The organism is Actinomadura sp. KC06 (assembly GCF_004348735.1).
Lineage (GTDB): Bacteria > Actinomycetota > Actinomycetes > Streptosporangiales > Streptosporangiaceae > Spirillospora.
In genome coordinates this window covers 20,099-45,524 of sequence record NZ_SMKT01000008.1, presented here as the reverse complement: position 1 = coordinate 45,524, position 25,426 = coordinate 20,099, and the positions used below count along the sequence as shown (strand labels likewise).

At 73.4% G+C, this 25,426-nt stretch carries 25 protein-coding genes; 11 read left to right on the top strand and 14 right to left on the bottom strand.

The features are described from left to right. Nucleotides 1–2 precede the first annotated feature (2 nt). The 9 genes from E1287_RS43535 (at nt 3) to E1287_RS04700 (ending at nt 8,741) form a co-directional block, all read left to right on the top strand. On the top strand, nt 3–173 hold the full coding sequence (locus E1287_RS43535) for a hypothetical protein (protein WP_165968882.1): 171 nt from the start codon (nt 3–5) through the stop codon (nt 171–173). Nucleotides 174–301: 128 nt separating this feature from the next. Continuing rightward, nucleotides 302–1,138 (top strand): DUF4253 domain-containing protein, encoded by an 837-nt coding sequence (locus E1287_RS04735; protein WP_131963567.1) that lies wholly within the window; start codon nt 302–304, stop codon nt 1,136–1,138. A gap of 190 nt (nt 1,139–1,328) precedes the next feature. Further along, nucleotides 1,329–2,207 carry an STAS domain-containing protein gene (locus E1287_RS04730; protein ID WP_131963566.1) on the top strand — a complete coding sequence of 293 codons (879 nt, stop codon included), beginning with the start codon at nt 1,329–1,331 and terminating at the stop codon, nt 2,205–2,207. Continuing rightward, entirely contained in the window at nt 2,207–2,638 is a 432-nt protein-coding gene (locus E1287_RS04725) for an STAS domain-containing protein (protein ID WP_207934008.1), read from the top strand. The genes E1287_RS04730 and E1287_RS04725 overlap by 1 nt, the downstream gene beginning before the upstream one ends. Before the next feature lie 2 nt (nt 2,639–2,640). Next, nucleotides 2,641–3,087: an anti-sigma regulatory factor gene (locus E1287_RS04720; RefSeq protein ID WP_131963621.1), complete on the top strand. Its 447-nt coding sequence runs from the start codon at nt 2,641–2,643 to the stop codon at nt 3,085–3,087. Then, nucleotides 3,075–4,145 (top strand): ATP-binding protein, encoded by a 1,071-nt coding sequence (locus E1287_RS04715; protein ID WP_131963565.1) that lies wholly within the window; start codon nt 3,075–3,077, stop codon nt 4,143–4,145. The genes E1287_RS04720 and E1287_RS04715 overlap by 13 nt, the downstream gene beginning before the upstream one ends. Further along, the gene (locus E1287_RS04710; protein WP_131963564.1) at nt 4,142–5,914 is read left to right on the top strand and encodes an ATP-binding protein; all 1,773 of its coding nucleotides are present in this window, start codon (nt 4,142–4,144) and stop codon (nt 5,912–5,914) included. Before E1287_RS04715 ends, E1287_RS04710 begins: the two co-directional genes overlap by 4 nt. Further along, nucleotides 5,911–7,500, top strand: a complete 1,590-nt coding sequence (locus tag E1287_RS04705) for a fused response regulator/phosphatase (RefSeq protein WP_131963563.1) — start codon at nt 5,911–5,913, stop codon at nt 7,498–7,500. Before E1287_RS04710 ends, E1287_RS04705 begins: the two co-directional genes overlap by 4 nt. Nucleotides 7,501–7,595: 95 nt before the next feature. Next, a complete protein-coding gene (locus E1287_RS04700) occupies nt 7,596–8,741 on the top strand; it encodes a hypothetical protein (protein WP_131963562.1) in 1,146 nt (381 codons plus the stop codon). Nucleotides 8,742–8,764: 23 nt separating this feature from the next. Here E1287_RS04700 and E1287_RS04695 read toward each other — a convergent pair whose 3' ends face one another. From E1287_RS04695 to E1287_RS04645, 11 genes are all read right to left on the bottom strand, one after another. Beyond that, entirely contained in the window at nt 8,765–9,256 is a 492-nt protein-coding gene (locus E1287_RS04695; RefSeq protein WP_131963561.1) for a hypothetical protein, read from the bottom strand. A 34-nt stretch (nt 9,257–9,290) separates the two neighbouring features. Then, the gene (locus E1287_RS04690; protein WP_243718624.1) at nt 9,291–9,722 is read right to left on the bottom strand and encodes a YbaB/EbfC family nucleoid-associated protein; all 432 of its coding nucleotides are present in this window, start codon (nt 9,720–9,722) and stop codon (nt 9,291–9,293) included. Between the two features lie 95 nt (nt 9,723–9,817). Further along, the gene (locus tag E1287_RS04685; RefSeq protein ID WP_243718620.1) at nt 9,818–10,189 is read right to left on the bottom strand and encodes a hypothetical protein; all 372 of its coding nucleotides are present in this window, start codon (nt 10,187–10,189) and stop codon (nt 9,818–9,820) included. 140 nt (nt 10,190–10,329) lie between these two features. Beyond that, complete coding sequence (locus E1287_RS04680; protein WP_243718618.1) at nt 10,330–12,396, bottom strand: ATP-binding SpoIIE family protein phosphatase; 2,067 nt, start codon at nt 12,394–12,396, stop codon at nt 10,330–10,332. An 83-nt stretch (nt 12,397–12,479) separates the two neighbouring features. Continuing rightward, complete coding sequence (locus E1287_RS04675; protein ID WP_131963560.1) at nt 12,480–13,253, bottom strand: SDR family oxidoreductase; 774 nt, start codon at nt 13,251–13,253, stop codon at nt 12,480–12,482. A 52-nt stretch (nt 13,254–13,305) separates the two neighbouring features. Continuing rightward, nucleotides 13,306–14,166, bottom strand: a complete 861-nt coding sequence (locus E1287_RS04670) for a fused MFS/spermidine synthase (protein WP_131963559.1) — start codon at nt 14,164–14,166, stop codon at nt 13,306–13,308. Between the two features lie 43 nt (nt 14,167–14,209). Next, nucleotides 14,210–15,244: a dipeptide ABC transporter ATP-binding protein gene (locus E1287_RS04665; protein ID WP_131963558.1), complete on the bottom strand. Its 1,035-nt coding sequence runs from the start codon at nt 15,242–15,244 to the stop codon at nt 14,210–14,212. Further along, a complete protein-coding gene (locus E1287_RS04660) occupies nt 15,228–16,286 on the bottom strand; it encodes an ABC transporter ATP-binding protein (RefSeq protein ID WP_131963557.1) in 1,059 nt (352 codons plus the stop codon). Before E1287_RS04660 ends, E1287_RS04665 begins: the two co-directional genes overlap by 17 nt. 5 nt (nt 16,287–16,291) lie before the next feature. Continuing rightward, nucleotides 16,292–17,182 (bottom strand): ABC transporter permease, encoded by an 891-nt coding sequence (locus tag E1287_RS04655; RefSeq protein ID WP_131963556.1) that lies wholly within the window; start codon nt 17,180–17,182, stop codon nt 16,292–16,294. Next, a complete protein-coding gene (locus E1287_RS04650) occupies nt 17,175–18,101 on the bottom strand; it encodes an ABC transporter permease (RefSeq protein WP_131963555.1) in 927 nt (308 codons plus the stop codon). The genes E1287_RS04655 and E1287_RS04650 overlap by 8 nt, the downstream gene beginning before the upstream one ends. Before the next feature lie 6 nt (nt 18,102–18,107). Beyond that, nucleotides 18,108–19,727, bottom strand: coding sequence for an ABC transporter substrate-binding protein (locus E1287_RS04645; RefSeq protein WP_131963554.1), 1,620 nt, complete (start codon nt 19,725–19,727; stop codon nt 18,108–18,110). Between the two features lie 195 nt (nt 19,728–19,922). Here E1287_RS04645 and E1287_RS04640 point away from each other — a divergent pair, with 195 nt between their 5' ends. Continuing rightward, nucleotides 19,923–21,356: a M20/M25/M40 family metallo-hydrolase gene (locus tag E1287_RS04640; RefSeq protein ID WP_131963553.1), complete on the top strand. Its 1,434-nt coding sequence runs from the start codon at nt 19,923–19,925 to the stop codon at nt 21,354–21,356. A gap of 37 nt (nt 21,357–21,393) precedes the next feature. Here the strand turns inward: E1287_RS04640 and E1287_RS04635 are convergent, their stop codons facing one another. From E1287_RS04635 to E1287_RS04625, 3 genes are all read right to left on the bottom strand, one after another. Further along, nucleotides 21,394–22,170: an ABC transporter permease gene (locus E1287_RS04635; protein ID WP_131963552.1), complete on the bottom strand. Its 777-nt coding sequence runs from the start codon at nt 22,168–22,170 to the stop codon at nt 21,394–21,396. A 283-nt stretch (nt 22,171–22,453) separates the two neighbouring features. Continuing rightward, nucleotides 22,454–23,446, bottom strand: a complete 993-nt coding sequence (locus tag E1287_RS04630) for an ATP-binding cassette domain-containing protein (RefSeq protein WP_131963551.1) — start codon at nt 23,444–23,446, stop codon at nt 22,454–22,456. Nucleotides 23,447–23,602: 156 nt separating this feature from the next. Then, nucleotides 23,603–24,247: a PadR family transcriptional regulator gene (locus tag E1287_RS04625; RefSeq protein ID WP_131963550.1), complete on the bottom strand. Its 645-nt coding sequence runs from the start codon at nt 24,245–24,247 to the stop codon at nt 23,603–23,605. A 71-nt stretch (nt 24,248–24,318) separates the two neighbouring features. On the opposite strand from E1287_RS04625, the gene E1287_RS04620 reads away from it, so the two are divergent. Beyond that, the gene (locus E1287_RS04620; protein WP_131963549.1) at nt 24,319–25,218 is read left to right on the top strand and encodes a hypothetical protein; all 900 of its coding nucleotides are present in this window, start codon (nt 24,319–24,321) and stop codon (nt 25,216–25,218) included. Nucleotides 25,219–25,426 lie beyond the last annotated feature (208 nt).

Here is a 25,426-nt window from a genome sequence, read left to right as displayed (position 1 = left end):
CCATGAGCAACTCCACCCGCTGGACGATGGTCGGCATCCTCATCGTCGTCAACGCATTGTCGAACGTGGCCCTCCGGGACGCCTGGATCGAGATCGTCGTCAGCGCGGTCACCGGGCTCGCCGTCGTCGCCCTGGTGATCGACTACCTGGTCCGCGGCCGCCGCGAGGACTGAGACCGGCGCGACCGGGCCCGTCCGGGGGACCGAACCGCACGGGTCGCCCACCCGGGCGGGCCCGACGCCGTTACCATCGACCATTGCCAAGATCCTGTTGGCGATGCTCTGTACCGGAACGGCGTGAAATGGATGATGTCGAGGTCCGGCGCCTGCCGGGCGATCTGCCGCAGCTGTTCGACCCGTCGCGGGACGGCGACGCGGAGCGGACGCTGTCGGTGCCGCTGCCCGACGGGGACCTGGTCTGGCCCGACCCCGGATACCCGCAGCGGCGGCCGCTCCTGCGACCCGCGTTCTGGCTGAGCGACGAGCCGGTCCGCGGCGAGCTGTGGGGCAGGCTCCGCGCGGAGCACGCCCGGTCGGGCCTCTGGCCGCTGCTGATGGACGAGACCGACCAGCCGTGGGCGTCGGGCCAGATCGCCCCCGAGCCGGTGGCGGAGATCGCGAACTACGTCCCGCAGGCGTTCATGTCCGAGGTGTGGTCGGACTGGGCGGAGCAGGCCGCGGGCGAGGACCACGACGACCTCGCCCCCTTCGGGCGGCACTGCCCCGGCCTGGCCGCGCCCGGCGTCCCGGTCGACGACCCGGACGCCATGGCCGACCGGTACGCCCGCGTGCTCGCGGGCCGCGGCCTCTCGCTGGGCCTGGCCGCCGTCGACCGCGGCGCCGACACGCTCGCCGCCGTCGGCTGGCAGGGCGCCCTCAACCACAACGAGTGGACGGCGCCGCTCGCCGCCGTCCTGCGCGGCTGGGAGGACCGCTTCGGCGCCCGCGTCGTCGCGATGGGGTTCAACACGCTGGAGCTGAGTGTCGCGGCGCCGCCGATCACGACGCGGCACGCCGTCCATGTCGCGGCCGAGCACTGGACGTTCTGCCCCGACATCCTCTTCCAGGGCCCGGGCACCCTCGCCGGCTACGCCGAGGAGATCCGCGGCAAGACGAATTGGTCCTTTTGGTGGGATTGACGCCGGGGCAGCAAAGCCAAAAAAGCGGTCATCCCACGTAAACGTCCAGGTCATCCAGGGTGGGGCGCGCCCATCGGCGGGTTACGGTTGGGCGGGTGAGCACCGGGCGGCGCGACCGGGACGGACGCCCTGAGCGACCCGCGCGGACGGATCCCGCGCCGCCGTGGGGGCACGGATGGGAGCGCCGCACATGACCGACGGCTCGGGCGACACGAGCATCACGGAGCTGCTGGGCTCCTGGCGGGAGCCGGTGCTGAGCCGGTGGATCGAGCTGGTCGGCGAGAGCGTCCGCGGCCGGCTCACCGAGGGCGAGCTGCGCTCGGAGCTGACCGAGGTCTACGGGCTGGTCGAGCGCGCCCTCGGCGGCGACGACGACGCGGCGGGCGAGCTGCGCGCGACGCTGGCGGAGATCTCCCGCGGCCGGGCCCGGCAGGGGTTCAGCCCGACCGAGACCGCGATCGGCGTGTTCGCGCTGAAGCAGTCGCTGTACGAGCAGGTCAGGACCACCCGGGACCAGCGCGCCTACGGCGAGCTGATCGACTTCTCGTCCTACGTCGACGAGCTCGGGCTGGCGACGTTCGAGACCTACATGTCGGCCCGCGAGCAGGTCATCGCCGACCAGGCCGAGCAGCTCCTCGAACTGTCGACGCCCGTGGTGAAGATCTGGGACGGCGTCCTCGGCGTCCCGCTGGTCGGCACGCTGGACTCGGCCCGCACGCAGGTCGTCATGGAGACGCTGCTGCAGACGCTGGTGGACACCCGCTCCCGGTACGCGGTGATCGACATCACCGGCGTGCCCGCCGTGGACACCGAGGTCGCCCAGCACCTGATGAAGGCGGTGATGGCGGCCCGGCTGATGGGCACGCACTGCGTCATCTCGGGGATCCGGCCGCAGATCGCGCAGACGATCGTGACGCTCGGCATCGAGTTCGGCGACATCGTGACCAAGTCGAGCCTGGCCGACGCGCTCGCGTACGTCCTCGAACGCAGCGGCCTGCGCGTGGTCAACGGCCCCGCCTCTTGTGGGGGGACGACCCCCCACACCCCCCGGAACAACCCGGAGGTGTGATGGAACGGGTGCCGATTCTCAAGATCGGGGACGTCCTGCTCGTGTCGATCCAGGTCGACCTGCAGGACCAGACCGTCCTGGCGCTGCAGGAGGACCTCGCCGACCGGATCGTCGCGGCGGGCGCGCACGGCGTGATCATCGACATCACCGCGGTGGACATCGTCGACTCGTTCATCGGCCGCATGTTCGCCACCATCGCCGCGATGTCGCGGCTGATGGACGCCGAGACGGTGGTCGTCGGGATGCGCCCGGCGGTGGCGATCACGCTGGTCGAGCTCGGGCTGTCGCTGGGCGGCGTCCGCACCGCGCTGGACCTGGAGGAGGGCATGCGGCTGCTCGGCGCCAGACCGCCCGCCGCCGCGCTGCCGCAGGCGGATCCGCGCGGCGCGGGGCCGGACGGCGCGGGCTCCGCCATGGCGGGCGGCCCATGACGATGCCGCCCGGCGACGGAACGTCCGGCGGCGGGCCGCCCGGGGAGGTGCCGCCGGGAGAGGAGGTGCCCATCGCCTCGAACGACGACGTGGTCCGCGTCCGGCAGCTCGTGCGGGCCGCCGCCGCGGCGGCCGGGCTGTCCCTGGTCGACCAGACAAAGATCGTCACCGCGGCGAGCGAGCTGGCGCGCAACACCTACGCGCACGGCGGGGGCGGCACGATGCGGGTCGAGCAGGCCGGCGGGCGGGGCCGCCGGGGCGTGCGCATCGTCTTCACCGACGAGGGCCCCGGCATCGCGGACGTGGAGCGCGCGCTCGGCGAGGGCTGGACGAGCGGGGCCGGCCTCGGCCTCGGTCTGTCCGGGGCGCGCAGGCTGAGCGACGAGTTCGACCTGCGGAGCGAGCCGGGAAAGGGCACCACGGTGACGGTGGCCAAATGGAGCCGCTGAGCGGCGGGTGGACGACGAGCCCGCACGCCGGCGAATCGCTGCGGGTGCGGGTGGAGGAGCAGAGCGCTGCGGCGGGCGTCCGGCGGCGGATCACCGCGCTCGCCGAGCGGCTCGGGTTCGGCGGGGAGCGGCTCGGCCAGATCCAGCTCGCGGCGACCGAGGCGGCCGTGAACCTCGCCAGGCACGCGCGGCAGGGCGAGATGCTCCTGCGCATCGTGCGGGACGGCGGCGCCGCAGCGCTGGAGTTCGTCTGCGTCGACCACGGGCCCGGCATCGCCGACGTCCCGGTCTCCCGGACCGACGGCTACTCGACCGGCGGCACGCTCGGCCTCGGGCTCGGCTCGATCGAGAGGCTCGCCGACCACAGCGGCCTGTACTCCCGTCCCCGGATCGGCACCGTCCTGTACGCGCGGTTCCGGCCGCCCTCCGAGGCGCCGTCCGGGCCGGCCGGCGGGGCGATGCCGCCGATCGCGGGCCTGACCGTGACGCTCGACGGCGAGGAGGAGTGCGGCGACGCGTACACGGCGCGGCTGGTGGACGGCACCGTCTACGCGATGCTCTGCGACGGCCTGGGGCACGGCCCGCTGGCCGCGCGGGCGGCGTGGGCCGCGGTCCGGGCCACGCACGAGGTCGCATCGCCGTCCCGTCCCGCGGACGTCCTCCGGTGCGTCCACCGGCGGCTGGCGTCCACCCGCGGCGGCGCCGTCGCGGTCGCCGCCATCGAGCCCGCGGCCGGACGAGTGCGCTTCGCGGGGGTCGGGAACGTGGCCGCGTGGATCGTCGGGCCGGAGCGCCGGCACGGCATGGTCTCCGTCCCCGGGATCGTCGGCGCGCACGCCGAGCGGATCCGGGAGCACGACTACCCCCTGCCGGCGGGCGCGGTGGTGGTGCTGCATTCGGACGGCCTCACCGGCCGATGGCGGCTCGCCGACCAGCCGGGTCTGCTCGGCCGCGACCCGCTGCTGATCGCGGCGACCGTGCTGCGCGACGCGGGGACCCGCCACGACGACCGCTCCGTGCTCGCCGTGACGACGTCCGGCCGGGGGGTGACGGCGTGACCGCGGGCGCGTCCGGCGAGCTGCTCCGGATCGAGATCACCGACGAGGACGGCGTGTTCGCCGTCCGGCAGGTGGGCCGGCGCGTCGCCGCCGAGGTGGGCCTCCCCTACCAGGACCAGGTCCGCGTCGCCACCGCGCTCAGCGAGGCCGGACGAGAGCTGTACGCCTGCTCGGGACGGGTGTCGGTCGATTTCGTCCTCGACCGCGGGCGCCCGCCGGGCCTGGTGATCGAGCTGGACCTCGTGCCCCGGACCAGCATGGACGGCGCGGCGGAGTGCGAGGCCGCGATCTCGCGCCTGCTGAGCAGGGTCGAGCACGAGGACACCGGGGACGGCGTCCGCGTCCGGCTCCGCAAGGACCTGCCCGCGGGCGCGGAGCCACCGCCCGGCGACGCGGAGCTGCGCGACCGGCTCGGCCGCCTGACGCCCGTCCCCGCGCTGGAAGAGCTGCGGACGCAGAACTCCGACCTGATCGCGGCGCTCGCGGACCTCCAGCGGCAGCAGGAGGAGCTGCGCTCCCTCAACACCGAGCTCGAGGCGACGAACGAGGGCGTGATGGCGCTCTACACCGAGATCTCCGAGGAGCTGGAGGAGACCAACCGCGGCGTCGTGGCGCTGTACGCGGAGCTGGAGGAGAAGTCCGACCAGCTGCAGGAGCTGGGCGAGGCCAAGAACCGGTTCTGGGCCAGCGTCAGCCACGAGCTGCGCACCCCGGTGAACAGCGTCATCGGGCTCGTCCGGCTGCTGCTCGACCCCGCCGCCGAGCCGCTCACCGCCGAGCAGCGCCAGCAGATCACCCTGATCGGCGACACCGGCGAGACCATGCTGGCGCTGGTGAACGAGCTGCTGGACATGGCCAAGGCCGAGCGCGGCGGGCTGGAGCCCCGCCGCGCGCCGGTGCGCGTCCCGGCGCTGCTGGACGAGCTGTCGGAGCTGCTGCGCCCGATGGCGGAGCAGGCCGGGCTGACGCTCACCGTGGACGCCGCCGCCGCGCCGCCCGTCGTCGTCACCGACGCGGAGATGCTCACCCGCATCCTGCGGAACCTGGTGAGCAACGGGGTGAAGTTCACCGCGGAGGGCGGCGTGCGGGTCGCGGCCCGCGCGGTGCCGGGGCACATCGAGTTCGTCGTGTCCGACACCGGCCCGGGCATCGCGCCCGCCGACCAGGCGCGGCTCTTCGAGGAGTTCTTCCGCGTGCCCGGCAGCGACGCGGGCGGGACGGGCCTGGGCCTCCCCTACGCGCGCCGCCTCGCCCGGGCGCTCGGCGGCGACCTGTTCGTGGACAGCGCCGTCGGCGAGGGCACGGCGGTGACGCTGCGGCTGCCGCCGTACGAGAGCCTGGACGACCTCGGCCCCGGCCACGTGCTGATCGCGGACGACGACGACGTGACCCGGCGCGTCCTGCGGAGCCTGGTGGAGGACGCCGCCGGCCGGGTCACCGAGACCGCCGACGGCCGCGCCGCGCTGGAGTCCGCCGCGGCCGACCCGCCCGACCTCGTCCTGCTGGACCTGCGGATGCCGGGCATGGACGGGTACGAGGTCCTCGCCCGCCTGCCGCGGAACGTGCCGGTGGTGCTGGTGACCTCGTCGGACGTGAGCGCCGAGGGGTCCGGCGCGGGCGGCGACCCGCGGCTGAGCCGCGCGGGCGCGGTGCTGAGCAAGGACCGGCTCGGCCCGGAGACGCTCGCCGAGGCGGTCCGCACGGCCCGCCAGGCCGTGCGCGCGGCGGGCACGGGGGACGAGGCACGCGACACCGGGGACGGGGGGTGACGGCCTTGGCCACGACGCTGGTGGTCGACGACAACGACACCAAGCGGTACATCATCGGCAGCTGGCTGCGGCGCGCGGGCCACACCGTGGTGGAGGCCGCGTCGGCGGCGGAGACCTGGATCAGGCTCGTGGAGCACCGCGTCGACCTGGTGGTGCTGGACGTCAGGCTCCCGGACATGAGCGGGATCGAGGTCTGCGAGCGGATCAAGGCCGCGCCGGACACCAGATCGCTGCCGGTGATCCACATCTCGGCGCAGGCGGTGGACGTCGCCGACCGCACCGCGGGCCTGCGCCGCGGCGCCGACGCCTACATGACCGACCCGATCGACCCCGGCGAGTTCCTCGCCACGGTCGAGGCCGTGCTGCGCTACTACCAGGCCCGCCGCCGCGCCGAGCGGATGGCCGCCCGCCTGGCCGAGCTCACCCGCACGTCCCTGGCGATCAACGCGGCCGCGTCCTTCGAGGAGCTGGCGGCGGTCGCGGCCCGCGGCGCCTTCACGATCTTCGGGGCGCCGGCCTCGGTGTTCGTGCTGCCGCCGGACGGCCGGGTCCGGCGGACCACCGAGCTCGGCATCGGGCCGTGGCGCCGCGACTGCCCGCCCGACGCGCCCGCGCGGATGGCCGAGCTGGCCAGGCTGGGCGACGACACCGGCACCGAGGTCACGCGGGTGCCGCTGGACGAGTGGCTCGACCTGCTGCCCGACAGCGTCGTGGACGGCGACGTCACGCTGGCGGTGTCGCGGTTCAAGCACGGACGTCCGCCCATCGGGATCGCGCTCGGGGGCAGCGGGCCGCGGTCGGAGGACGACGTCAACCTGCTGCGGCAGCTCGGGCAGGCGGTGGCGCTGGCGATGGAGGCGCTGCGGTCCTACACCGAGGAGCACACGACCTCGCTCACCCTCCAGCACAGCCTGCTGCCCGCGTCGCTGCCGTCCGTGCCGGGCTGGTCGCTGGCCGTCCGCTACGAGCCCGCCAGCGACCAGGCGGAGGTCGGCGGCGACTTCTACGAGGTCCTCGACCGCGGCGACCGGGTGCTGGTGGCCATCGGGGACGTGCAGGGGCACTCGCTGCACGCCGCGACCGTCATGGCGGAGATCCGGCACGCGCTGCGGGCCTTCGCCGCCGAGGGCCACGACTCCGTCACGATCCTGCGGCTGCTGAACGGCGTGCTGGAGCGCTACCACGACGACCAGACGGCCACGATGTGCCTGATGACGCTGGACCCGCTGAGCGGCGCCGCGCAGGTCGCGAGCGCCGGGCACCTCCCGCCGCTGCACATCTCCGGCGGCGGCGCCCACTACGGCGGGGGCGGCGGCGTGCTCCTGGGCTTCCCGCGGGAGGCGCGCGACATGAGCGGGGTCGCGGTCGAGAAGGCGCAGGTGCCGCCCGGCGGCACCGTCGTGCTCCTCACCGACGGGTTGATCGAGGACCGCGGCATCCCGCTGGCCGACAACCTGGAGCGGCTGCGGCTCGTCGCGGCCGACGTGGACGACGAGCTCGAACGGTTCGGCGACCGCGTCATCGCCGAGTTCGGCCCCCGGGAGGACGACGTCGCCCTCGTCGTCCTCCGCCGCGACGGGCACTGACGCCGCACGCGCCGGGCGTTGATGCCGGGATCCGCCGTCCTCGCCTACGATGCGGCGAGGACGACGGACGGGATCGGGCCGGGAGCGGGGTCGGGATGCGACGGGGCGGCAGGGCGCTCTCCGCGGGCATCGCGGCGGCCATCGTGTGCACGCTGGCCGCCGACGTCGTCCTGCTCGTGTCCGGCCGGCCGGGCGAGAAGCCGGCCCGCGCCGACGACCTGGTGTCCGTCGACCGGGGCTCCGCGCCGCAGGCCCCGGCCGTCGCGCCGCTGACCCGCCGCCACACCCCGCACCTGCTCGTCGCCGGGACGGCGTCGCTGCCGCCCGAGACCGTCGAGCGCGCGAAGGGCCTCAAGGGCGTCGCCGGGATCACGGTCGTGGACGCGGCCCGCGCCCAGGTCGGCGGCCGCCGGCTGGGACTGCTCGGCGTGGACCCGTCGGGGTTCCGGGCGTTCGCGCCGGAGCCGACGGCCGAGTCCGACCAGCTGTGGCAGACGATCGCGTCCGGCGGGCTGGCCGTCTCGTTCGAGGAGGGCCGCGGCGGGGCGTTCCGGCTCGGCGCGGTCGTCGAGGCGGGCCGCACCTCCAGCCCGGGACGGGTCCGCGTCGGCGCGTACGCGTCGATGGGCATCGGCGACATCGACGCGGTCGTGTCCCGCGGCCAGGCCCGCGCGCTCGGCATGCCGGACGGCAACGGCCTGATCATCAGCGCGCCGAAGGCCGACACGGCGAAGCTCGCGGCGCGGCTGAAGAAGATCCTCCCGCGCGGGACGAAGGTCGCGGCGCTGGCGCCCGCGCGGACGCGCCCGTCCGCGAAGACGAAGGGCGGCCCGCGGCTCACCGGACGCCCCGACGGCGTGACCGGCGCCGCGTCCCCGATCACCGGCAACATGATGACCCCGACCATGCGGGCGGCGCTGCTGGAGATCGCCGGGATGTTCGGCCCGTTCCCGGCGATCGGCTGCCACCGCTCCACCGGCGACCCGCAGGACCACGCCGTCGGACGGGCCTGCGACTTCATGGAGAGCACCGGCGGCCGCATGCCGAGCCCGGGCGCCCGCCGGCACGGCGACCAGGTCGCGGCGTACGCCGTCGCCAACGCGCGGCGGCTCGGGATCTCCTACGTGATCTGGCGGCAGCAGATCTGGAACGTGCGCGGCGGCGGCTGGCGCCCGATGGCGGACCGCGGCAGCATCACCCAGAACCACTACGACCACGTGCACGTCTCGGTGCTGCGCTAGCCGCCCGCCGGGGACCGCGCCGGTCAGCCGAGCAGGGCGTTGATCGCCTGGTCGATCAGCATCTCGATGGCGAACCGGACGATCTCCTTGAAGATCGGGATCTGTGCCAGCGACGCCCCGAACGTCACGACGGCGGTCGCGATCGCCTGCGCGATCGCGATGGCCAGCATGATCAGCTGGATGATCACGTTGATCTTCAAGGCGAGCACGATGCCCGCGCACAGGAAGAACGCCGCGCCGACGAGCGTCGCCCCCTGCGCGGCGTCCTCGAGGACGGACTTCGGCGAGTCCTCCCCGCCCCACGACTTGCGGAACGCCTCGATGTCGTCGCCCTTGTTCGCCCCCATCGCCTGCTGGGCGGCGCCGTCGGCGTCGGCGGCCACGCCCTGGACCTTCCCGGAGAAGTCCATCCAGGTCGAGCCGAGCTCGAACAGCTTCGTCTCGTCCGCCTCCGGCCAGGTGAAGCCGAGCATGCCCAGCAGCGAGATCAGCTCGCCCGGAAGCTGCAGTCCCATGTCACCCCACCGGCCGGTTCATCGCCGCGGCTCGTCACTTGCCGCCGCGGACCTTGGCGATGGCGTCGTTGAAGCTCTGGCTGATCATCGTCATCTGGCGCAGGCTCTCGTTCTGGATGCCCTCGATCTGCTCGCTGAGCCGCGCCGTGTCGACGGCCTGCCCGGCCGCCGCCTCGCCGGCCTTGCGGCGCAGGTCGTCGAGCGCGGCGTTCGCGGCCGTCACCAGGTGCTCGCCGAGCTCCTCCGCCGACAGCCGCAGCGCGCGCGGGTTGATCTCGACGTTCTTGAGCCGGCCGCCGGACGCCGCGGTCACCGTGACCCTGCCCTCGGCCGCCTCGCCGACGCCCTCGACGGCCTCGCCCGCGTCCGCGGGACGCTCGGCCGCCGCGCCGCCCTTGCGCATCGAGTCCAGCGTCTTGCGCGCCTCGGTCAGCATGCGGTCGAGATCGTTGCTCGCAGAGTCCACGAAACCGCACCTTTCTGGATCAACCGATCGGACAAGATCCTAACCACGGCGGGCACCGGACGCGACACATCCGCCCGCCGCCCGCCGCCCGCCCGTCAGACCTCTTGAACGCCGTTCAGCGCGGCCGATATCGAGCTGACCTCGCCGACCATCTTCTGCTCGGACTTCTCGTGGTTGTCGGCCAGCGCGGTCAGCTTCTCGCCGTATCCGGACAGATCCTCGGCCGCTCCGGTGAACGACTCGTCCGCCTGGCCCTCAATGGCCTTGTAGGACTCGCCGATCAGCATGCCGATGTCGTCGGAGCCCCACGGCTCGCCCATGCCCTGGACGGTGGCCTTCAGATTCGACCATTCCTGGCCGAGCTCGTCCCCCGCCTCGGCCAGGCCCTTCGCCGCACTGCGCAGAGTATCCGGACGGACCTCATAACCATTTACGGTCATCGTCACCCCGATGGTCTTCGTGGCCACTTATTCGCGCGAAGGTCAGCATAACGCGAGCGACAGGACGATGACCACCGCCGACATTTCCACCAGCCTGCAGAATTCCTTTTCTACCTGCATGATTTCGAGCTCTTGTACGCCATCCAGCGCGACCGCCATTACTACGGTCAGGGGCGCGGGAGTTCCTGCTCGCACCAGACGACCTTGCCGTCGGCGGTGCGGCGGACGCCCCAGCGCTGGGCCAGGCGCCCGACGACGTGCAGGCCCCGGCCCGACTCGATCATGTCGCCGTCGTCCTCGCGGTGCCGGACGCGGGGACGGCCGTCGGAGGAGTCGAACACCTCGCAGACCAGGCCGCCCTCCCGCACCAGCCGCAGCCTGATCCGCCCGCCCGCGTGCCGGATCGCGTTCGTGACCAGCTCGGACGCCAGCAGCATCGTGGGGTGGGCGAGGTCGTCGAGGTCCCAGCGGGCGAGCCGGTCGCGGATGAGGCCGCGCGCCCGGCGGACGGCGGCGGGCTCGGCGGGCAGCTCCCAGGTGGCGTGTCGGTCGTCGGGGATGCGCGCCAGCCGGGCGATGAGCATGGCGATGTCGTCGCGGTGCTGGTCGTCGTAGATGCCGTCGAGGGCCGCCTGGCACAGGTCGTCCAGGGGGCGGGCGGCGGCGCCGCCGGAGAACGTGCCGCGCAGGCGGGCGAGGCCGTCGTCGATGTCGCGGGCCCGGTTCTCGACCAGGCCGTCGGTGTAGAGGAACAGCAGCGTCCCGTCCTCGACGGTGAACTCGCGGCTGACGATCGGGCCGTCGCCGCCGACGCCGAGCGGCGGGGCGGGCGGCACCGGCAGGTACTCGGGCTCGGCGCCGGGCGGGACGAGCAGCGGCGGCAGGTGCCCGGCGCTGGCGACCTCGCAGCGTCCGCTGACCGCGTCGTAGACGACGTAGGCGCAGGTGGCGAAGTGCGGTTCGCGTTCGCCGAGCGTCCGCATGAGCGAGTCGAGCCGTTCCAGGGCTTCGGCGGGCGGCAGTTCGAGCCCGGCGAGGGTGTGGATGGCGGTGCGGAGCCGTCCCATGGTGACGGCGGCCTTCACGCCGTGCCCGGCCACGTCGCCGACGACCAGCGCGACCCGGGCGCCGGGCAGCGCGATCGACTCGTACCAGTCGCCGCCGACCTCGATGAGGCGGCTGCCCGGCAGGTACCGGTGGTGGACCTCGACCGGCGACGGGGCGGACAGCCCGGTCGGCAGCAGGCTGCGCTGCAGGGTGAGCGCGGTGGCCCGTTCCCGCGAGTACTGCCGGGCGCTCTCGATGAAGATGGACGCCCGGTTGGCGAACTCCATCCCGATCTCGACGTCGTAGGCGTCGAACGGGCGGTGCGCGACGGTCCGGGTGCAGACGAAGAAGCCGAGGATCCCGGCCGCGGAAGCGATCGGCAGCAGCAGCATCGACGCGCCCTTGAGCAGCTCCCCGACCGGCGGGCGGCGCCACGCGGCGGCGATCTCGGCCGCGCCCTCGCCGCCGAGGGAGCGCAGCACCGGCTCGCCCGACGCCAGGCACTGCGTGTAGGGGGTGCCGGGCGGGTAGACGAGCGACTCGCCGGTGGGGAACGTCGCGTCCCAGGCGGGGTCGTCGTCGTCGAATCCGATGGCCATCCGGCGCATTTGCGGGCCGTCCGGGCCGTCCGGCGATTCGTCGGCGTCCAGATGGCTCTCCAGGAGGAGCAGTCCGCCGGAATTGCAGAAATGCGGGACGAGGACGTCCATCAGTCCGCGCGCGAGCATTTCGAGGTCGAGCGTGGAGCCGATTCGCGGGAGCGCGTCGTCCAGCAGGGCGCGGCGGATGACGGCCGGGTCGACGAACCGGTCGGCGAGCGGCACCGGCACCTTGATGACGGCGAGCGCGGCGATATCGGGCGCGACCCGGGCGGGCGCGTCGCCGTCGGCCGCGTCACCGCCGGGGGCGCCGCCGCTCATGGGGTGGACGGTCACGACCGCGTCGAGCGTCCCGCCGCCCGGGGTGTCCACGGCGAGCATGGCGGTGCGCTCGCGGCCGGCCTCCAGCGCCTCCAGCAACGGCTTGCGCGCGCCCGCGATGACCTCGTCCAAATGGGCTCCGAGCAGGGATTTCCCATTGGGAGACGTCCCGTACGGAGACAGCACGGCCGCGGCGTTGCGGTCGAACTGGAGTATTCGACCCGACGAATCCATGCCGAGAATAAGAATTCGGGTGGACGACTCCATCGCTCGATTATGGGACATGGCGGGGACGCGTGCGGCCGATACGGGACGGTAGGCGTCCCCCGAGCCGTGGGGCGGGCGGTGGCTCAGGGGCGCGGGTGGCGTTCGTCCAGGTACTCCTGCCAGGTCCGGCGCCCTACCGCGTGGCCGGGCGTGAGGTGGTGCCCCTCCCGGAATCCGCGTCCCGCCGCCCCGGGCAGCGGCAGCGGCACGCGGACGGGCCGCCGGAGGCCGCGTGCCTTCAGGTAGGCCCGCGCCATCTCCTCGAACGTGAGCACCTCCGGGCCGCCCATGTCGTCGACGCGCCGCGCGGGACCGGGGGCGAGCGCCAGCTCTGCGAGCCGTTCCGCGACCTCCCCGACGTCGATCGGCTGGTCGCGCAGGCCCTTCGGCAGCGCGATGACGCCGGGCGCCTTGGTGAGGACGTTCAGCACCATGTCGGGCAGCGTGTGGAACTGCGTGGTCCGCAAGATCGTGTACGGGAGCCCGGAGTCCTCGATGAGCTTTTCCACGGCGTGCTTCGTCCTGTAGTAGCCGTAGGGGATCTTGTCGACGCCGACGATCGAGATGTAGATCAGGTGCGGCGCGCCCTGCCGCCGGGCCGCCTCGACCAGCAGGCGCGCGGCGGGCAGGTCCCGCTTCGCGTGGAGCGGCTCGCTGGCGCAGTGCACGATCGTCCCGGCGCCGGCGACGGCCTCGTCGATGCCCTCACCGGTCCGAAGATTTCCTTGATGCCAGGTGACGCCGTCCTCCGGCGGCCTGGCGCGGCGGCTCAGCGCGTGCACGTCCGCACCCGCTTCGGCCAGCAGCCTGGTCAGCGGGCGGCCGAGCGTCCCGCTCGCCCCGGTCACGAGGATCATGGCTCGCTCCCTTCCTCCCGGGCACCTTCCCCGGCGGCCCGGCCCCTCACCTTCAGGACTTCCCGAAGACCTGCGGCGGCGGGACGGGCGCGACGATCTCCTCGCCGTCGCGCAGCGGCGCGGAGCCCGCGCAGAACGCGGCGAGGTCGCCGCCGTTCAGCAGCCGCGCCCGGGCCGCGCCGCCCGCCGCGCGCCGGGTCAGCTCGTCCACCGGGAGCGGCTCGCGCGAACCGGCCACGATGAGGTTGCCGAAGCGGCGGCCGCGGAGCACGCCCGGGTCGCCCATCAGCAGCGCGTGCCGGAACACCGACCGGACGGTGGCGGCGACCCGGCGGGCGAACGGCAGCCGGAAGCCGTCCGCGACGTTGGCCATGTAGACGCCGCCGGGCCGCAGGACGCGCGCCGCGTCCAGGACGAACTCGCGGGTCGCGAGCTCGGGCGGCATCGACGCCTCGGCGAAGGCGTCCATCACGACGAGGTCGTCGGCCTCGTCGGCGAGCGCGGCGACGCCGGTGCGGCCGTCGGTGATCCGGATCCGCAGGCCGGGGACGCCCTTGACGGGCAGCTGCTCCCGGACGAGCTGCACCAGCCCCGCGTCCGGCTCCAGGACGACCTGCCGTGACCCGGGACGTGTCGCGGCGATGTAGCGCGGCAGCGTGCACCCGGCGCCGCCGATGTGGACGGCGTCGAACGCCTGCCCGTCCACGCCGAGGCAGTCGACGACGTCGCCCATCAGCCGCATGTACTCGAAGTCGAGGTAGGTGGGGTCGGACAGGTCCACGTACGACTGGGGCACGCCGCCGACGAGAAGCATCCAGCCGCCGTCGCGGTCGGCGTCCCGCAGCAGTTCGGCCTCGCCGCCGTCGATCGCGTAGATGTTGGCGCGGGGACCGTGCCTGCCCTTGCGTGCCATGGCCTCCAGCCTACGGAAGCCGTTTCCGGGGACCGCCGGAACGTCAGGTTTGCTCTGTGAGGGCCTCTTCGCCCGCGAAGTGGCAGGCGCTCGGATGGGGGGAGTCCTCCCGTTCCTCCAGAGCCGGTTCCCGCATCGCGCAGAGGTCCTGGGCCTTCCAGCAGCGGGTCCGGAACCGGCATCCGGACGGCGGGTCCAGCGGCGACGGCGGCTCCCCTTCGAGCTGGATCTGGCCCGTCCAGCCGGGGGCGTCCGGGTCCGGGACGGGGACGGCCGACAGCAGCGCCTGCGTGTACGGGTGGGTGGGGTGCTCGTAGATCTGGTCCTCGCCGCCGGTCTCCACGACCTTGCCGAGGTACATGACGGCGACGCGGTCGGAGATGTGGCGGACGGCGGCCAGGTCGTGCGCGATGAACACGTACGCCAGGCCGAGCTCCCGCTGCAGCTCGGCGAGCAGGTTCATCACCTGCGCCTGCACGGACACGTCCAGCGCGGACACCGGCTCGTCGCACACGATGACCTCGGGGCGCAGCGCGAGCGCGCGGGCGATCCCGACCCGCTGCCGCTGCCCGCCGGAGAACTGGTGCGGGTACCGGCTGACGTGGCCGGGGTCGAGGCCGACGAGCTCCAGCAGCTCCTGGACGCGCCCGCGCCGCTCCCCCTTCGGCGCGACCTCCGGGTGGACGGCGAACGGCTCGCCCACGATGTCGCCGACGGTCATGCGGGGGTTGAGGGACGAGTACGGGTCCTGCAGCACCATCTGGATCCGGCGGCGCAGGGCCCGCAGCTCGGATCTCGGCATCGCGAAGACGTCCCGGCCGTCGAAGCGGACCGTCCCGGCGGTGGGACGCTCGGCGGCGAGCAGCAGCCTGGCGAGGGTCGACTTCCCGCAGCCGGACTCGCCGACGACGCCGAGGGTCTCGCCGCGGCGCAGCTCCAGGTCGACGCCGTCCACGGCCCTGACCCGGCCGACCGTCCGCTTGATCACCACGCCCCGGGTCACCGGGTAGTGCTTGACGAGGCCGTCCACCTGGAGGATCGGGGCCTCGTCCGCGGGCGTGTCATTCGGATCCGGCACCGGGGACCTCCTGATCGGTGTGGACCTCCGCGGCGAAATGGCAGGCCGCGTCGTGACCGGGCGCGACGTTGACCAGCGGCGGCCGCTCCACCGCGCAGACCGGCTCGGCGCGCGGGCAGCGCGGATGGAACGGGCAGCCGGACGGCAGCGCCGCCGGGTTCGGCGGCGCGCCCGCGATCGGGACGAGCGGCCCGCCGCGCCGGTCGAGGCGCGGCACCGACGCCAGCAGCCCGCGCGTGTACGGGTGCGCGGGACGCGCGTACAGCTCGCGGGCGGGCGACTGCTCGGCGACCGATCCCGCGTACATGACCACGATCCGGTCCGCGACGCCGGCGACGACGCCGAGATCGTGGGTGATCAGCACCATGCCCATCGTCAGCTCGTCCTGGAGCCCGGCGAGCAGCCGCATGATCTGCGCCTGGACGGTCACGTCGAGGGCGGTGGTCGGCTCGTCGGCGATCAGCACGTCCGGCTCCAGCGCCAGCGCCATCGCGATCATGATGCGCTGGCGCATGCCGCCGGAGAACTGGTGCGGGTAGTCGCCGAGCCGCCGCGCCGCGGACGGGATCCGCACCCGCTCCATCAGCTCGACGGCCTTGTCCCTGGCCGCCCTCCGGCCGAGGCCGCGGTGCACCCGGTACATCTCGCGGAGCTGGTCGCCGACGGTGAACACCGGGTTCAGCGCGGTCAGCGCGTCCTGGAAGATCATCGAGATGCGGTCGGCGCGGTACGCGCGGCGCCGCCGCTCCGGCAGCCCGAGCAGCTCCTCGCCGCGCAGCCGCACCGACCCGCGCCCGATGCTCGCGGGCGGCATGTCGAGGATCCCCATCACCGCCTGCGCCGCGACGCTCTTGCCCGACCCCGACTCCCCGAGGATCGCGACGGTCTCCCCCTCCGCGAGGGTGTAGGAGAGCCCGTTCACGGCGCGGACGTCCTGGCCGCGGACGCGGAAGCTGACGTGCAGGTCGTCCACCTGGAGGAGCGGCGCGTCGTCCGGGCGCGGCGCCGGGACCAGGTCGCCCTTCTTGAGTTCGGTCGTCACGGGCGTCACCGCAGCTTCGGGTCGAGGGCGTCGCGGACGGCGTCGCCGAGCAGCAGGAAGCTCAGCACCGTCGCCGACAGGAACGCCGCGGGGAAGGCCAGCAGGTGGGGGTGGTCGAGGAAGGAGTCCTTCGCCTGGCCGAGCTGCAGCCCCCACGACACCTGCGGGTACTGCAGGCCGACGCCGAGGAAGTCCAGCGTCGCCTCCCCGACGATCACGTTGCCGACGTTGAGGGTGGCGACCACGATCACCGGGGCGATCGCGTTCGGCAGGATGTGCCGCGCCATGATCCGCCCGTCGGACGCGCCGAGCAGCCGCGCCGCCTGCACGTAGTCGGCGTCGCGGACGGAGATGACCTGCCCCCGCATGATGCGGATCATCGTCGTCCAGCCGAGCAGGACCAGCACCAGCGTCATCGCCCACACCCCGTGCCCGGGGAACGCGAGGAGGATGACCGTGGCGCCGAGCACGAACGGCAGCCCGAAGAACACGTCGGTGAGCCGCGCGATGAGGGCGTCCACGAGCCCGCCGTAGTAGCCGGCGAGCATCCCGAACAGCACCGCGATGAGCAGCGCGAACAGCGTGACGGCGACGCCGATCAGCAGCGTCGGGCGGGCGCCGTGGACGACGTGCGCGTAGTAGTCGCAGCCAGCGAGGTCGGTGCCGAACCAGTGGTCGCCGGACGGGCCGAGCCTGGACCGGTTCGGGTCGCAGCCCTCGTTGGCGGCCGTGCCGGTGAACAGCCGCGGCAGCGCGGCCATCACCGCGACCACGGCGAGGATCGCCGCCGATCCCCAGAAGACCCAGCGGCGCCGCAGGTCGCGCCACGCGTCGTCCCACAGCGAGGCCCGGCCGATCTCCCCGCCGGCCGCCGCGACCGCCGCGTTCTCAGTCATACCGGATCCGCGGGTCGAGGATCCCGTACAGCAGGTCCACGAGCAGGTTGACCAGCAGGAAGATCAGCACCAGCACGGTGACGGCGCCGACCACGACGGGCCCCTCCTTCAGCTGGATCGACTGGAACACCTGCTGCCCGATGCCGGGCAGGTTGAAGATGCCCTCGGTCACGATCGCGCCGCCCATCAGGTTCCCGAAGTCGACGCCGAGATACGTCACCACGGGGATCAGCGAGTTGCGCAGCGCGTGCCGGCCGACGACCCGCGTCCGCGACAGGCCCTTGGCGTGGGCGGTGCGGACGTAGTCGGCCCGCAGGTTCTCGGCGAGGCTCGTCCGGGTCAGCCGCGCCACGTACGACAGGCCGAGCGACCCGAGGACGATGCCGGGCAGCAGGTAGCTCATCGGCCACCCGTCGTCCGTCCCGGCGGTCGGGAAGATCTGCCAGTGCAGGCCGAACAGGATCTGCGCGATGTAGCCGATGACGAACACCGGCACCGCGATCACCAGCGTCGTCCCGCCGAGGACGAGGGTGTCGGCGAGCCTCCCGCGCCGCAGGCCCGCCCACACCCCGAGCGCGATCCCGATCAGCAGCTCGAAGATCCAGGCGGTGATCGCGAGCTGCGCGGTCACCGTCCAGCGCCCGCTGAGCATCTCCGACACGCTCTGGCCGGTGTAGTTCTCGCCGAGGTCGCCCTGGACGAGCCCCCACATGTACTTCGCGTACTGCACCAGCAGCGGGTCGTTCAGGTTGTACCTCTCCCGGAGCGTCCGCAGGACGTTCTCCGGGACGGGCTTGTCCCCCGCGAGCGCCTGGATCGGGTCCCCGGGCAGCGCGAACACCATCGCGTAGATCAGCAGCGTGGTGCCGATGAAGACCGGGACCGCCTGCAGGAGCCGCCGGACGACGAAGTGCCACATCGCCGGCTACTTCACCGTCACTTCGGTCGCGACCAGGCCCGTCGAGTACGGGGTGATCGTGACGTCGTCGACGTTCTGCGAGCGGCCGCCCTGGCCCGCCCACGTCCACAGCGGGATCATCGGCATCTCGCGGATCGCGATGTCCTCGGCCTGGTTGTAGAACGCGATCGCCTGCCGCTGGTCGGCCGTCCGGTTGGCCTTGGCGATCAGGTCGTCGAACTCCTTGTTCGTCCAGCCCATCCGGTTGCCGGCCGAGGTCCACATGTTCTCCAGGTAGTTCTGGGCGCTCGGGTAGTCGGCCTCCCAGTTCTGCCGGTACGGGCCCTTCTCCTCGCGCTCCTCCAGCATGGAGAAGTAGTCGGACGCGGGCACCTGCCGGAACTGGATGTCCTTGATGCCGAAGTTGTCGCGCAGGGAGTTCGCCACGATCCGCATCCACTGGGCGTAGGTCGGCTGCGCGTTGGAGAAGTACAGCTCCAGCGTCCCCTTGAACCCGCCGGACTTGGTGAACAGCTGCCTGGCCTTGGCCGGGTTGTAGGTGCACAGCTCGCCGCACGCGTTCGGCCGGTGGCCCTCGATGATGGCGGGGAGCAGCGAGTCGGCGGGGAAGTAGTCGCCGTTGTAGACGGCCTTGTTGATGCCCTGCCGGTCGATGGCCATCGAGAAGGCCCTGCGCAGGTCGGCGTTGGCGAACCGCTTGTCCCACAGCGGGAACCCGAGGTAGTCGATCGTGCCCGTCTTGCGGGGCAGGAACCGGTCGCCGAGCAGCCGCTTCGCCTCGGGGACCTTGGCGGACGGGATCGTCTGCAGCACGTCGATCCGTCCCGCCCGCAGGTCGGTGTACGCGGTGTCGGCGCTGGAATAGCTCTTCCAGGTCACGCCCTTGTTCTTCGGCTTGCGCGGACCGGTGTAGCCGGGGAACGCGACGAGTTTGATCTGTTTGTTGCGTTCCCAGTTCCCGTCCATCTGGTACGGGCCGTTCCCGATCGGGTGATCGTCGAATGCCTTGAGGTCTTTCAGCCCGGCCTTCGGCATCGGCGCGTACGCCGGATAAGTGAGCAGCATCGGGAACTGGCTGAACGGGTCGTTCAGCGTGACCTTCAGGGTGTTCTGGTCGACGACCTCGATACCGGACAGCGTTTCGGCCTCCGGTTTGGCGTTCTCGTCCTCGGGATTCAGTTCCTTGTACCCCTTGATGGACGAGAAGTACTCGTTGGTGGTCACGCCGCTGGGGCCGTAGGCGGCGTGGTTCCACGCGTCCGCGAAGCTCTGCGCGGTCACCGGCTCGCCGTTGTGGAACTTCTGCCCCGGCTTCACCTTGATCGTCCAGACCTTCTGGTCGTCGGACGCGACGGACTCGGCGGCCAGCGGGACGGCCTTGCCACCGCCGTCGAGGGTCATCAGATTGTCGAACAGCTCGCTGATCACGTCGAAGGCGTAGCTGCTCGTGGTGTTGGCGGGCACCAGGTGGTCGGGCTCGGGGTGCCCCGCCGTGAACGTGCCGTCGCTCGCCCCGGCGTCGTCGCCGCCACAGGCCGACAGGCCGAGCGACGTGGCGAGCGCCACCGCGGCGAGCCCCGCGACCTTCAGTCGGACACCCCTGCCGGCACCCCTCTGACTGGTCATGCTCCTCCTCGGCCGGTCGCTCCGTCACGGCGGGCACCAGACGCCCGCCGCACCTAGATTGGTGGCAGCGTCGTACTCGCGGTGACCGTTTGGATACGCCGCTGACGGAGTCGAAACCGGATCGAGACGTTCTTGATCATTCATTGACACAGGTCAGCGGCGGAGGAAAATGAAGCCTTGTTACGAAAGGGAATCATGGGGCCAGTCGCACACAACGACCCCGCTGTCGCCGCGGGAAAGGCGGCGGCCGAAAGGGCGGCGGCCGAGGCCGCGACGATCTGCGCCGACCTCATCCGCTTCGACACCACGAACCGGGGCGAGGGCGTGGCCCACCCGGAGCGTCCCGCCGCCGAGCACGTGGCCGCGCTGCTGGACGACGCAGGCGCCGACCCGGTGATCGTCGAGTCGGAGCCGGGCCGCGCGAGCGTGCTGGCCCGCGTCCCCGGCACCGACCCGTCCCACCCCGCGTTCCTGATCCACGGGCATCTCGACGTGGTGCCCGCCGACCCGTCCGAATGGACGGTGCCGCCGTTCTCGGGCGAGGTCCGCGACGGCTGCGTGTGGGGGCGCGGCGCGGTCGACATGAAGGGCAGCCTCGCGATGACGCTCGCGACCGTCCGGCGGCGGCTGCGGGAGGGCCGCCGCACCCGCGGCGACCTGGTGCTGGCCTTCCTGGCCGACGAGGAGTGCACCGGCGCCCACGGCTCCCGCTACGTGGCGCGCGAGCACCGCGGGTACTTCGAGGGCTGCACGGAGGCGATCAGCGAATCCGGCGGCTTCAGCGTCCCCGCCCCCGCCGACGCCGCGAGCAGCGTCGGCACGGGCGCCGGGGCCGCGAGCGGGTTCACCGAGGCGGCGAGCAGCATTGTCACGGCCGCCGGGACGCGGATCTATCCCATAGCGACGGGCGAGCGCGGGACGGCATGGATGCGGCTGACGGCGCGCGGCACCGCCGGGCACGGCTCCAAGCCCGCGCCCGACAACGCGGTGGCCGAGATCGCGCACGCGGTCTCCCGGATCGCCGCGCACGAGTGGCCCGTCCGCCTGACCCCTGGCGTCCGCGCCCTGCTGGACGGCCTGGCGGACGCGCTCGGCACGTCCATCGACCACGACCGCCTCGACGAGGAGGCCGCGCGCCTCGGCGGCGTCGGCCGCCTGTTCGCCGGGACGATCCGCAACTCCGCCAACCCGACCCGGCTGGACGCCGGCTACAAGGTCAACGTCGTGCCGGGCACGGCGTCCGCGCAGGTGGACGGGCGCTACCTGCCGGGCACGGACGAGGAGTTCCTCGCCACGATCGACCGGCTCCTCGGCCCGAGGGTCGCCCGCGAGTTCATCAACCACGAGCAGGCCCCGGCCGCGGACCCGGCGGGCCCCACCTTCGCCGCGCTCGCCGGCGCGCTCCGCGCCGAGGACCCGCTCGCCCGCCCCGTCCCGTACGTGATGGCGGGCGGCACCGACGCCAAGTCGTTCAACGGCATCGGCATCGCGAGCTTCGGCTTCGCCCCGCTGCTCCTCGGCCCGGACCTCGACTACCTCGGCATGTTCCACGGCGTGGACGAACGCGTCCCCCTGGACGGCCTGGCCTTCGGCACCCGCGTCCTGGACCGCTTCCTCGACACCCGCTGACCCGCCCGGCCGCCAGCGTGGCCGGCCGGGCGGCAGGTCATTGGGATTTCTGGTAGCTCCTGAACGAGAAGACGGCCAGGCCCACGGTCGCGATGGTCAGGGCGAGGAGCGCGGCGCCGTGGATGGCGGCCGCCCCCCAGTCGGGGTCCTCGGCCAGCGCGGCGCGTCCGGTGTCCAGAGCCCAGCTCACCGGGTTGGCGGCGGCCACGTGCCGGATCCAAGACGGCATGAGGTCTTCGGCCATGAACGCCGACGACAGGAACGTCAGCGGAAGCAGCAGCATCACGTTCAGGCCGATGATCGTGTTGCGGTCGCGGACGAGGAGCGCGAGCGTGTTCGACAGCGCGGCGAGGACGACGCCGATCAGCACGGACGCGGCGACCAGCACGGCGAGCCCGGCCGCCCCGCCCGGATAGTGCGCGCCGGCGGCCCAGCCCAGCAGGATGATCACGATCGACTGGAAGGCGGTGCTCAGCGCCTGCTCGATGACGCCCGCGTTCGCGATCGCGCTGCGCCGCACGGGCGTCACGAGGAAGCGGTCGAGCGTGCCCCGGTCGATCTCGTCCATGGTCGCCATCCCGGCGAACGAGTTCAGCGACACCGCGTTCATGACCACGACGCCGGGGACGATGTAGTCCAGGTAGGACGTCGCCCCGAACCCGGGCAATTCGACGACCTTCTTGAACAGCTCCCCGAAAAGGAACAGCCAGATCATCGGCTGGACCAGCGTCATCACGAGGACGGCGGGATTGCGCAGCAGCGCTGACAACCGCCGATGAGTCATCCACCACGTACCGGTGACCAGCGCAGTCATCGGACACCCCCCTCAACGGCCTCCGCGTGAGCGAGCGCACCGGCCCGCGCGAAACGGCGTTCGGCACGGACCGCGAAACGGCGCCGCAGCACGAACGGGCGCGGGCGGGGCGTCCACCAGGGTTCGGTCGCCAGGCTGCTCATCGGGCACTCCTCTCGACGGGCCTCCGCGTGAGCGGACACATCGGCCTGTGCGAAACGGCGTCGGCCACGGACCGCCAAACGGCGTCGCAGTGCGGGCGGGCGCGGGCGGGGCGTCCGCCTGGGTTCGGTCGCCAGGGTGGTCATTGGGCGCCTCCCGCAGAAGTTTCGGCGTGGGCGAGGGTGTCGGCTTCCGCGAAGCGGCGGCCGGCGTGGCGGAGGTAGACGTCGTCCAGGGACGGGCGCGCGACGGTCACCGCGGTGGCGGGGACTCCGGCCTGGTCGAGGGCGGCGAGGACGGCCGGGACGGCGGAGGCCCCGTCGTCGGCGCGGGCGCTGAGGCGCGGACCGTCGAGGACGACCTCCCGGACGCCCGGCAGGCGGCCGAGCGCCTCCCGCACCGGCGGCTCGGGCGGCGGGCCGGCCCATTCCACGTGGACGGCGTCGCCGCGGAGTTCGCCCTTGAGCGCGTCGGGCGTCCCTTCGGCGACGACCCGGCCCCGGTCGACGATCGCCAGCCGCCGGGCGAGCCGGTCGGCCTCGTCCAGGTAGTGGGTGGTGAGCAGGATCGCGAGGGCGTCGTCCCCGGCGAGGCGGGCGATCTCGGCCCACATCGACGCGCGGGCCTCGGGGTCGAGGCCGGTGGTGGGCTCGTCCAGGAACAGGACCTGCGGCCGGTGGACGAGGCCGAGCGCGACGTCGAGCCGCCGCCGCATCCCGCCGGAGTAGGTCTTCACCGGCCTGGACGCCGCCTCCTCCAGCCCGAACCGGGCGAGCAGCTCGGCGGCCCGCCGCCGGGCGGCCGCTCCCCCGAGCCCGTAGAGGCGGCCCTGCAGGACGAGGTTGTCGCGGCCGTTCGCCTCGGGGTCGGCGCCGGACTTCTGGGACACGACGCCGATGAGGCGCCGCACCCGGTCGGGGCGGCGCAGCACGTCGTGCCCGGCCACGGCGGCGTCGCCCGCGTCCGGGCGGATCAGCGTGGTGAGGATCTTGACGGTGGTGGACTTGCCGGCCCCGTTCGGGCCGAGCAGGCCGAGGATCTCGCCCCGGCCGACGGTGATGGACAGCCCGTCCAGGGCCCGGACGTCGCCGGGATAGGTCTTCACGAGGCCGTCCGCCTCGATGGCGTGCGCCATGGGTCTCCTCCGTTGCGCGAGCATGCTTCGCGGAGGGCCCCTGGATAGGCTGGTATCGCGTGCTCGCCGCCAGGGCCCGCTCCGCGCGGGTTTCTCGGTGGTGGGTTCTCGGGCCCGGCGGCGGTGTTGCCGCACCGCCGCCGGGCCTCTCAGTCGCTACTTCCGCGGGGCTCCTCTCTCCGCCAGCTCGGCGATCTCGGGCGGGACGCGCCCGGTCTCGTGGAACGTCCGCCACAGGTCGAGGCCCGGCAGCGAGCCGTCCTCGATCTCGGCGAGGAATCCGCGCACCCAGTCGGCCTCCGCGCTCCGGATCGCGAGGTCGTAGTCGGCCTCGATGAGGAAGAGGCGCGGGACCTCGGTCTCGGCCGCGAGCGCGGCGCGAGCGTCCGCGATCTCGCGGTCAAGCGCGGCGAGGCGCTCGGCCAGGAGGCGCGCGGTCTCGTCGGGCCCGAGCGCGCCGAGGACGGAGAGGCCGGCCTCGAACCTGGGACGCTCCCGCTCGGGCACCGCGATCAGCTCGCGGACCCAGTCGGCGAGCTCGTCGCGGCCCTCGTCGGTGATGCGGTAGACGGTCCGTTCCGGACGCGCCCCTTCGCGCGCGCTTCCCTCCACGGCGAGGTAGCCGTGCTTCTGCAGGTTGCCCACGACGGTGTAGAGCGAGCCCCACTTGATGTCCATGTCGTGGTCCTTGCCGCGGGCGCGCATCAGCGACGCCATCTCGTACGGGTGCATCGGCCTGGCCGAGACCGTCGACAGCACGGCGAGCCCGAGCAGGTTGCCCACCTTGCGCCGCTTGGCCATCGCCCCTCCTCGCTCACGATTACTCGTGGACGAGTATAGCTCTCGCCCGCTCAGGCGGGTAGAGATCAGACGTGGACTTCTCCAGTGCGGCCGATGAGCTCTACGGCGTCCGGCCCGCCGACTTCGTCGAGACGCGCAAGCGGCTGGCGCAGGACGCCAAGGCGGCGGGCGACGCGGCGCTCGCCAAGCGGATCGGGGCGCTGCGCCGCCCGACGCTGTCGGCGTGGGCGGTGAACCTCCTGTCCCGCTCGGCCGCGGACGACCTGGAGCGGCTGCTGGACGTCGGCGCGGAGATGCGCGAGGCGTGGGGCTCGGGCGGCGGGCTCGGCGATCTGGAGCAGCGCCGCGCCCGGCTGGTCGGGTCGCTCGTGCGCGCGGCGGGCGAGCTCGCGTCGGACGCGGGCAATCCGCTGCGCGAGCAGGCGGGCCGGGAGGTGGAGGACACGCTCCAGGCCGCCACCGTGGACCCCGGCATCGCCGGCGAGGTGCGCGAGGGACGGCTGACGCAGCCGCGCAGCCACACCGGCTTCGTCCCGGCGGGCTTCCCCATGGCCCCGGAGGACGAGACGGAGCGGGCAGAGCCCAAACCCGAGCCCGAGCCCGGCGACAAGGCGCCAGAGAAGAAGAAAAAGGCGAGGCCCGCCCCGGCGAAGTCGAACGTCACGCGGACGAGCGCGGCGCGGGCGCGGCGGGCGGAGTCGCTGCGCAGGCGGGCGGAGGAGGCCGACCGGAAGCTGGCCGAGCGCGAGGAGCGGGCCGACGCGGCGAAGCGGGAGGCCGAGGAGGCGTCGGCGGCGGTGGGGCGGCTCCGCCGGGAGCTGGAGCGGGCCGTCGCCGAGCGGGACGCGGCGTCCCGCCGGGTCGAGCGCGCCGAGCAGAACCGCGCCCGCGCGGAGGAGGCGGCGCGCGAGGCCCGCCAGGCGGCCCGGGACGCCCGCCGCGCCGCCGACCGCGACGCCCGCCACGACTGACCCCGACGCCCGCCACGGCTGACCCCGACCAGCCGTCCCGGATAAAAGGCGCTGGGAGCGATGAGTTTCGGCCGGCCCGCGAGTCTGCACCAACGCACCGCCGCGTTCTTCCCCAGGGTCCCCGCTTCGGCGGGAGGCCCGGCGCGGCGGCCCGGTGGCCGTGTCGTGGCCTTGACGGGGGGACGCCACGGCGCGGTCACCGGCGCCC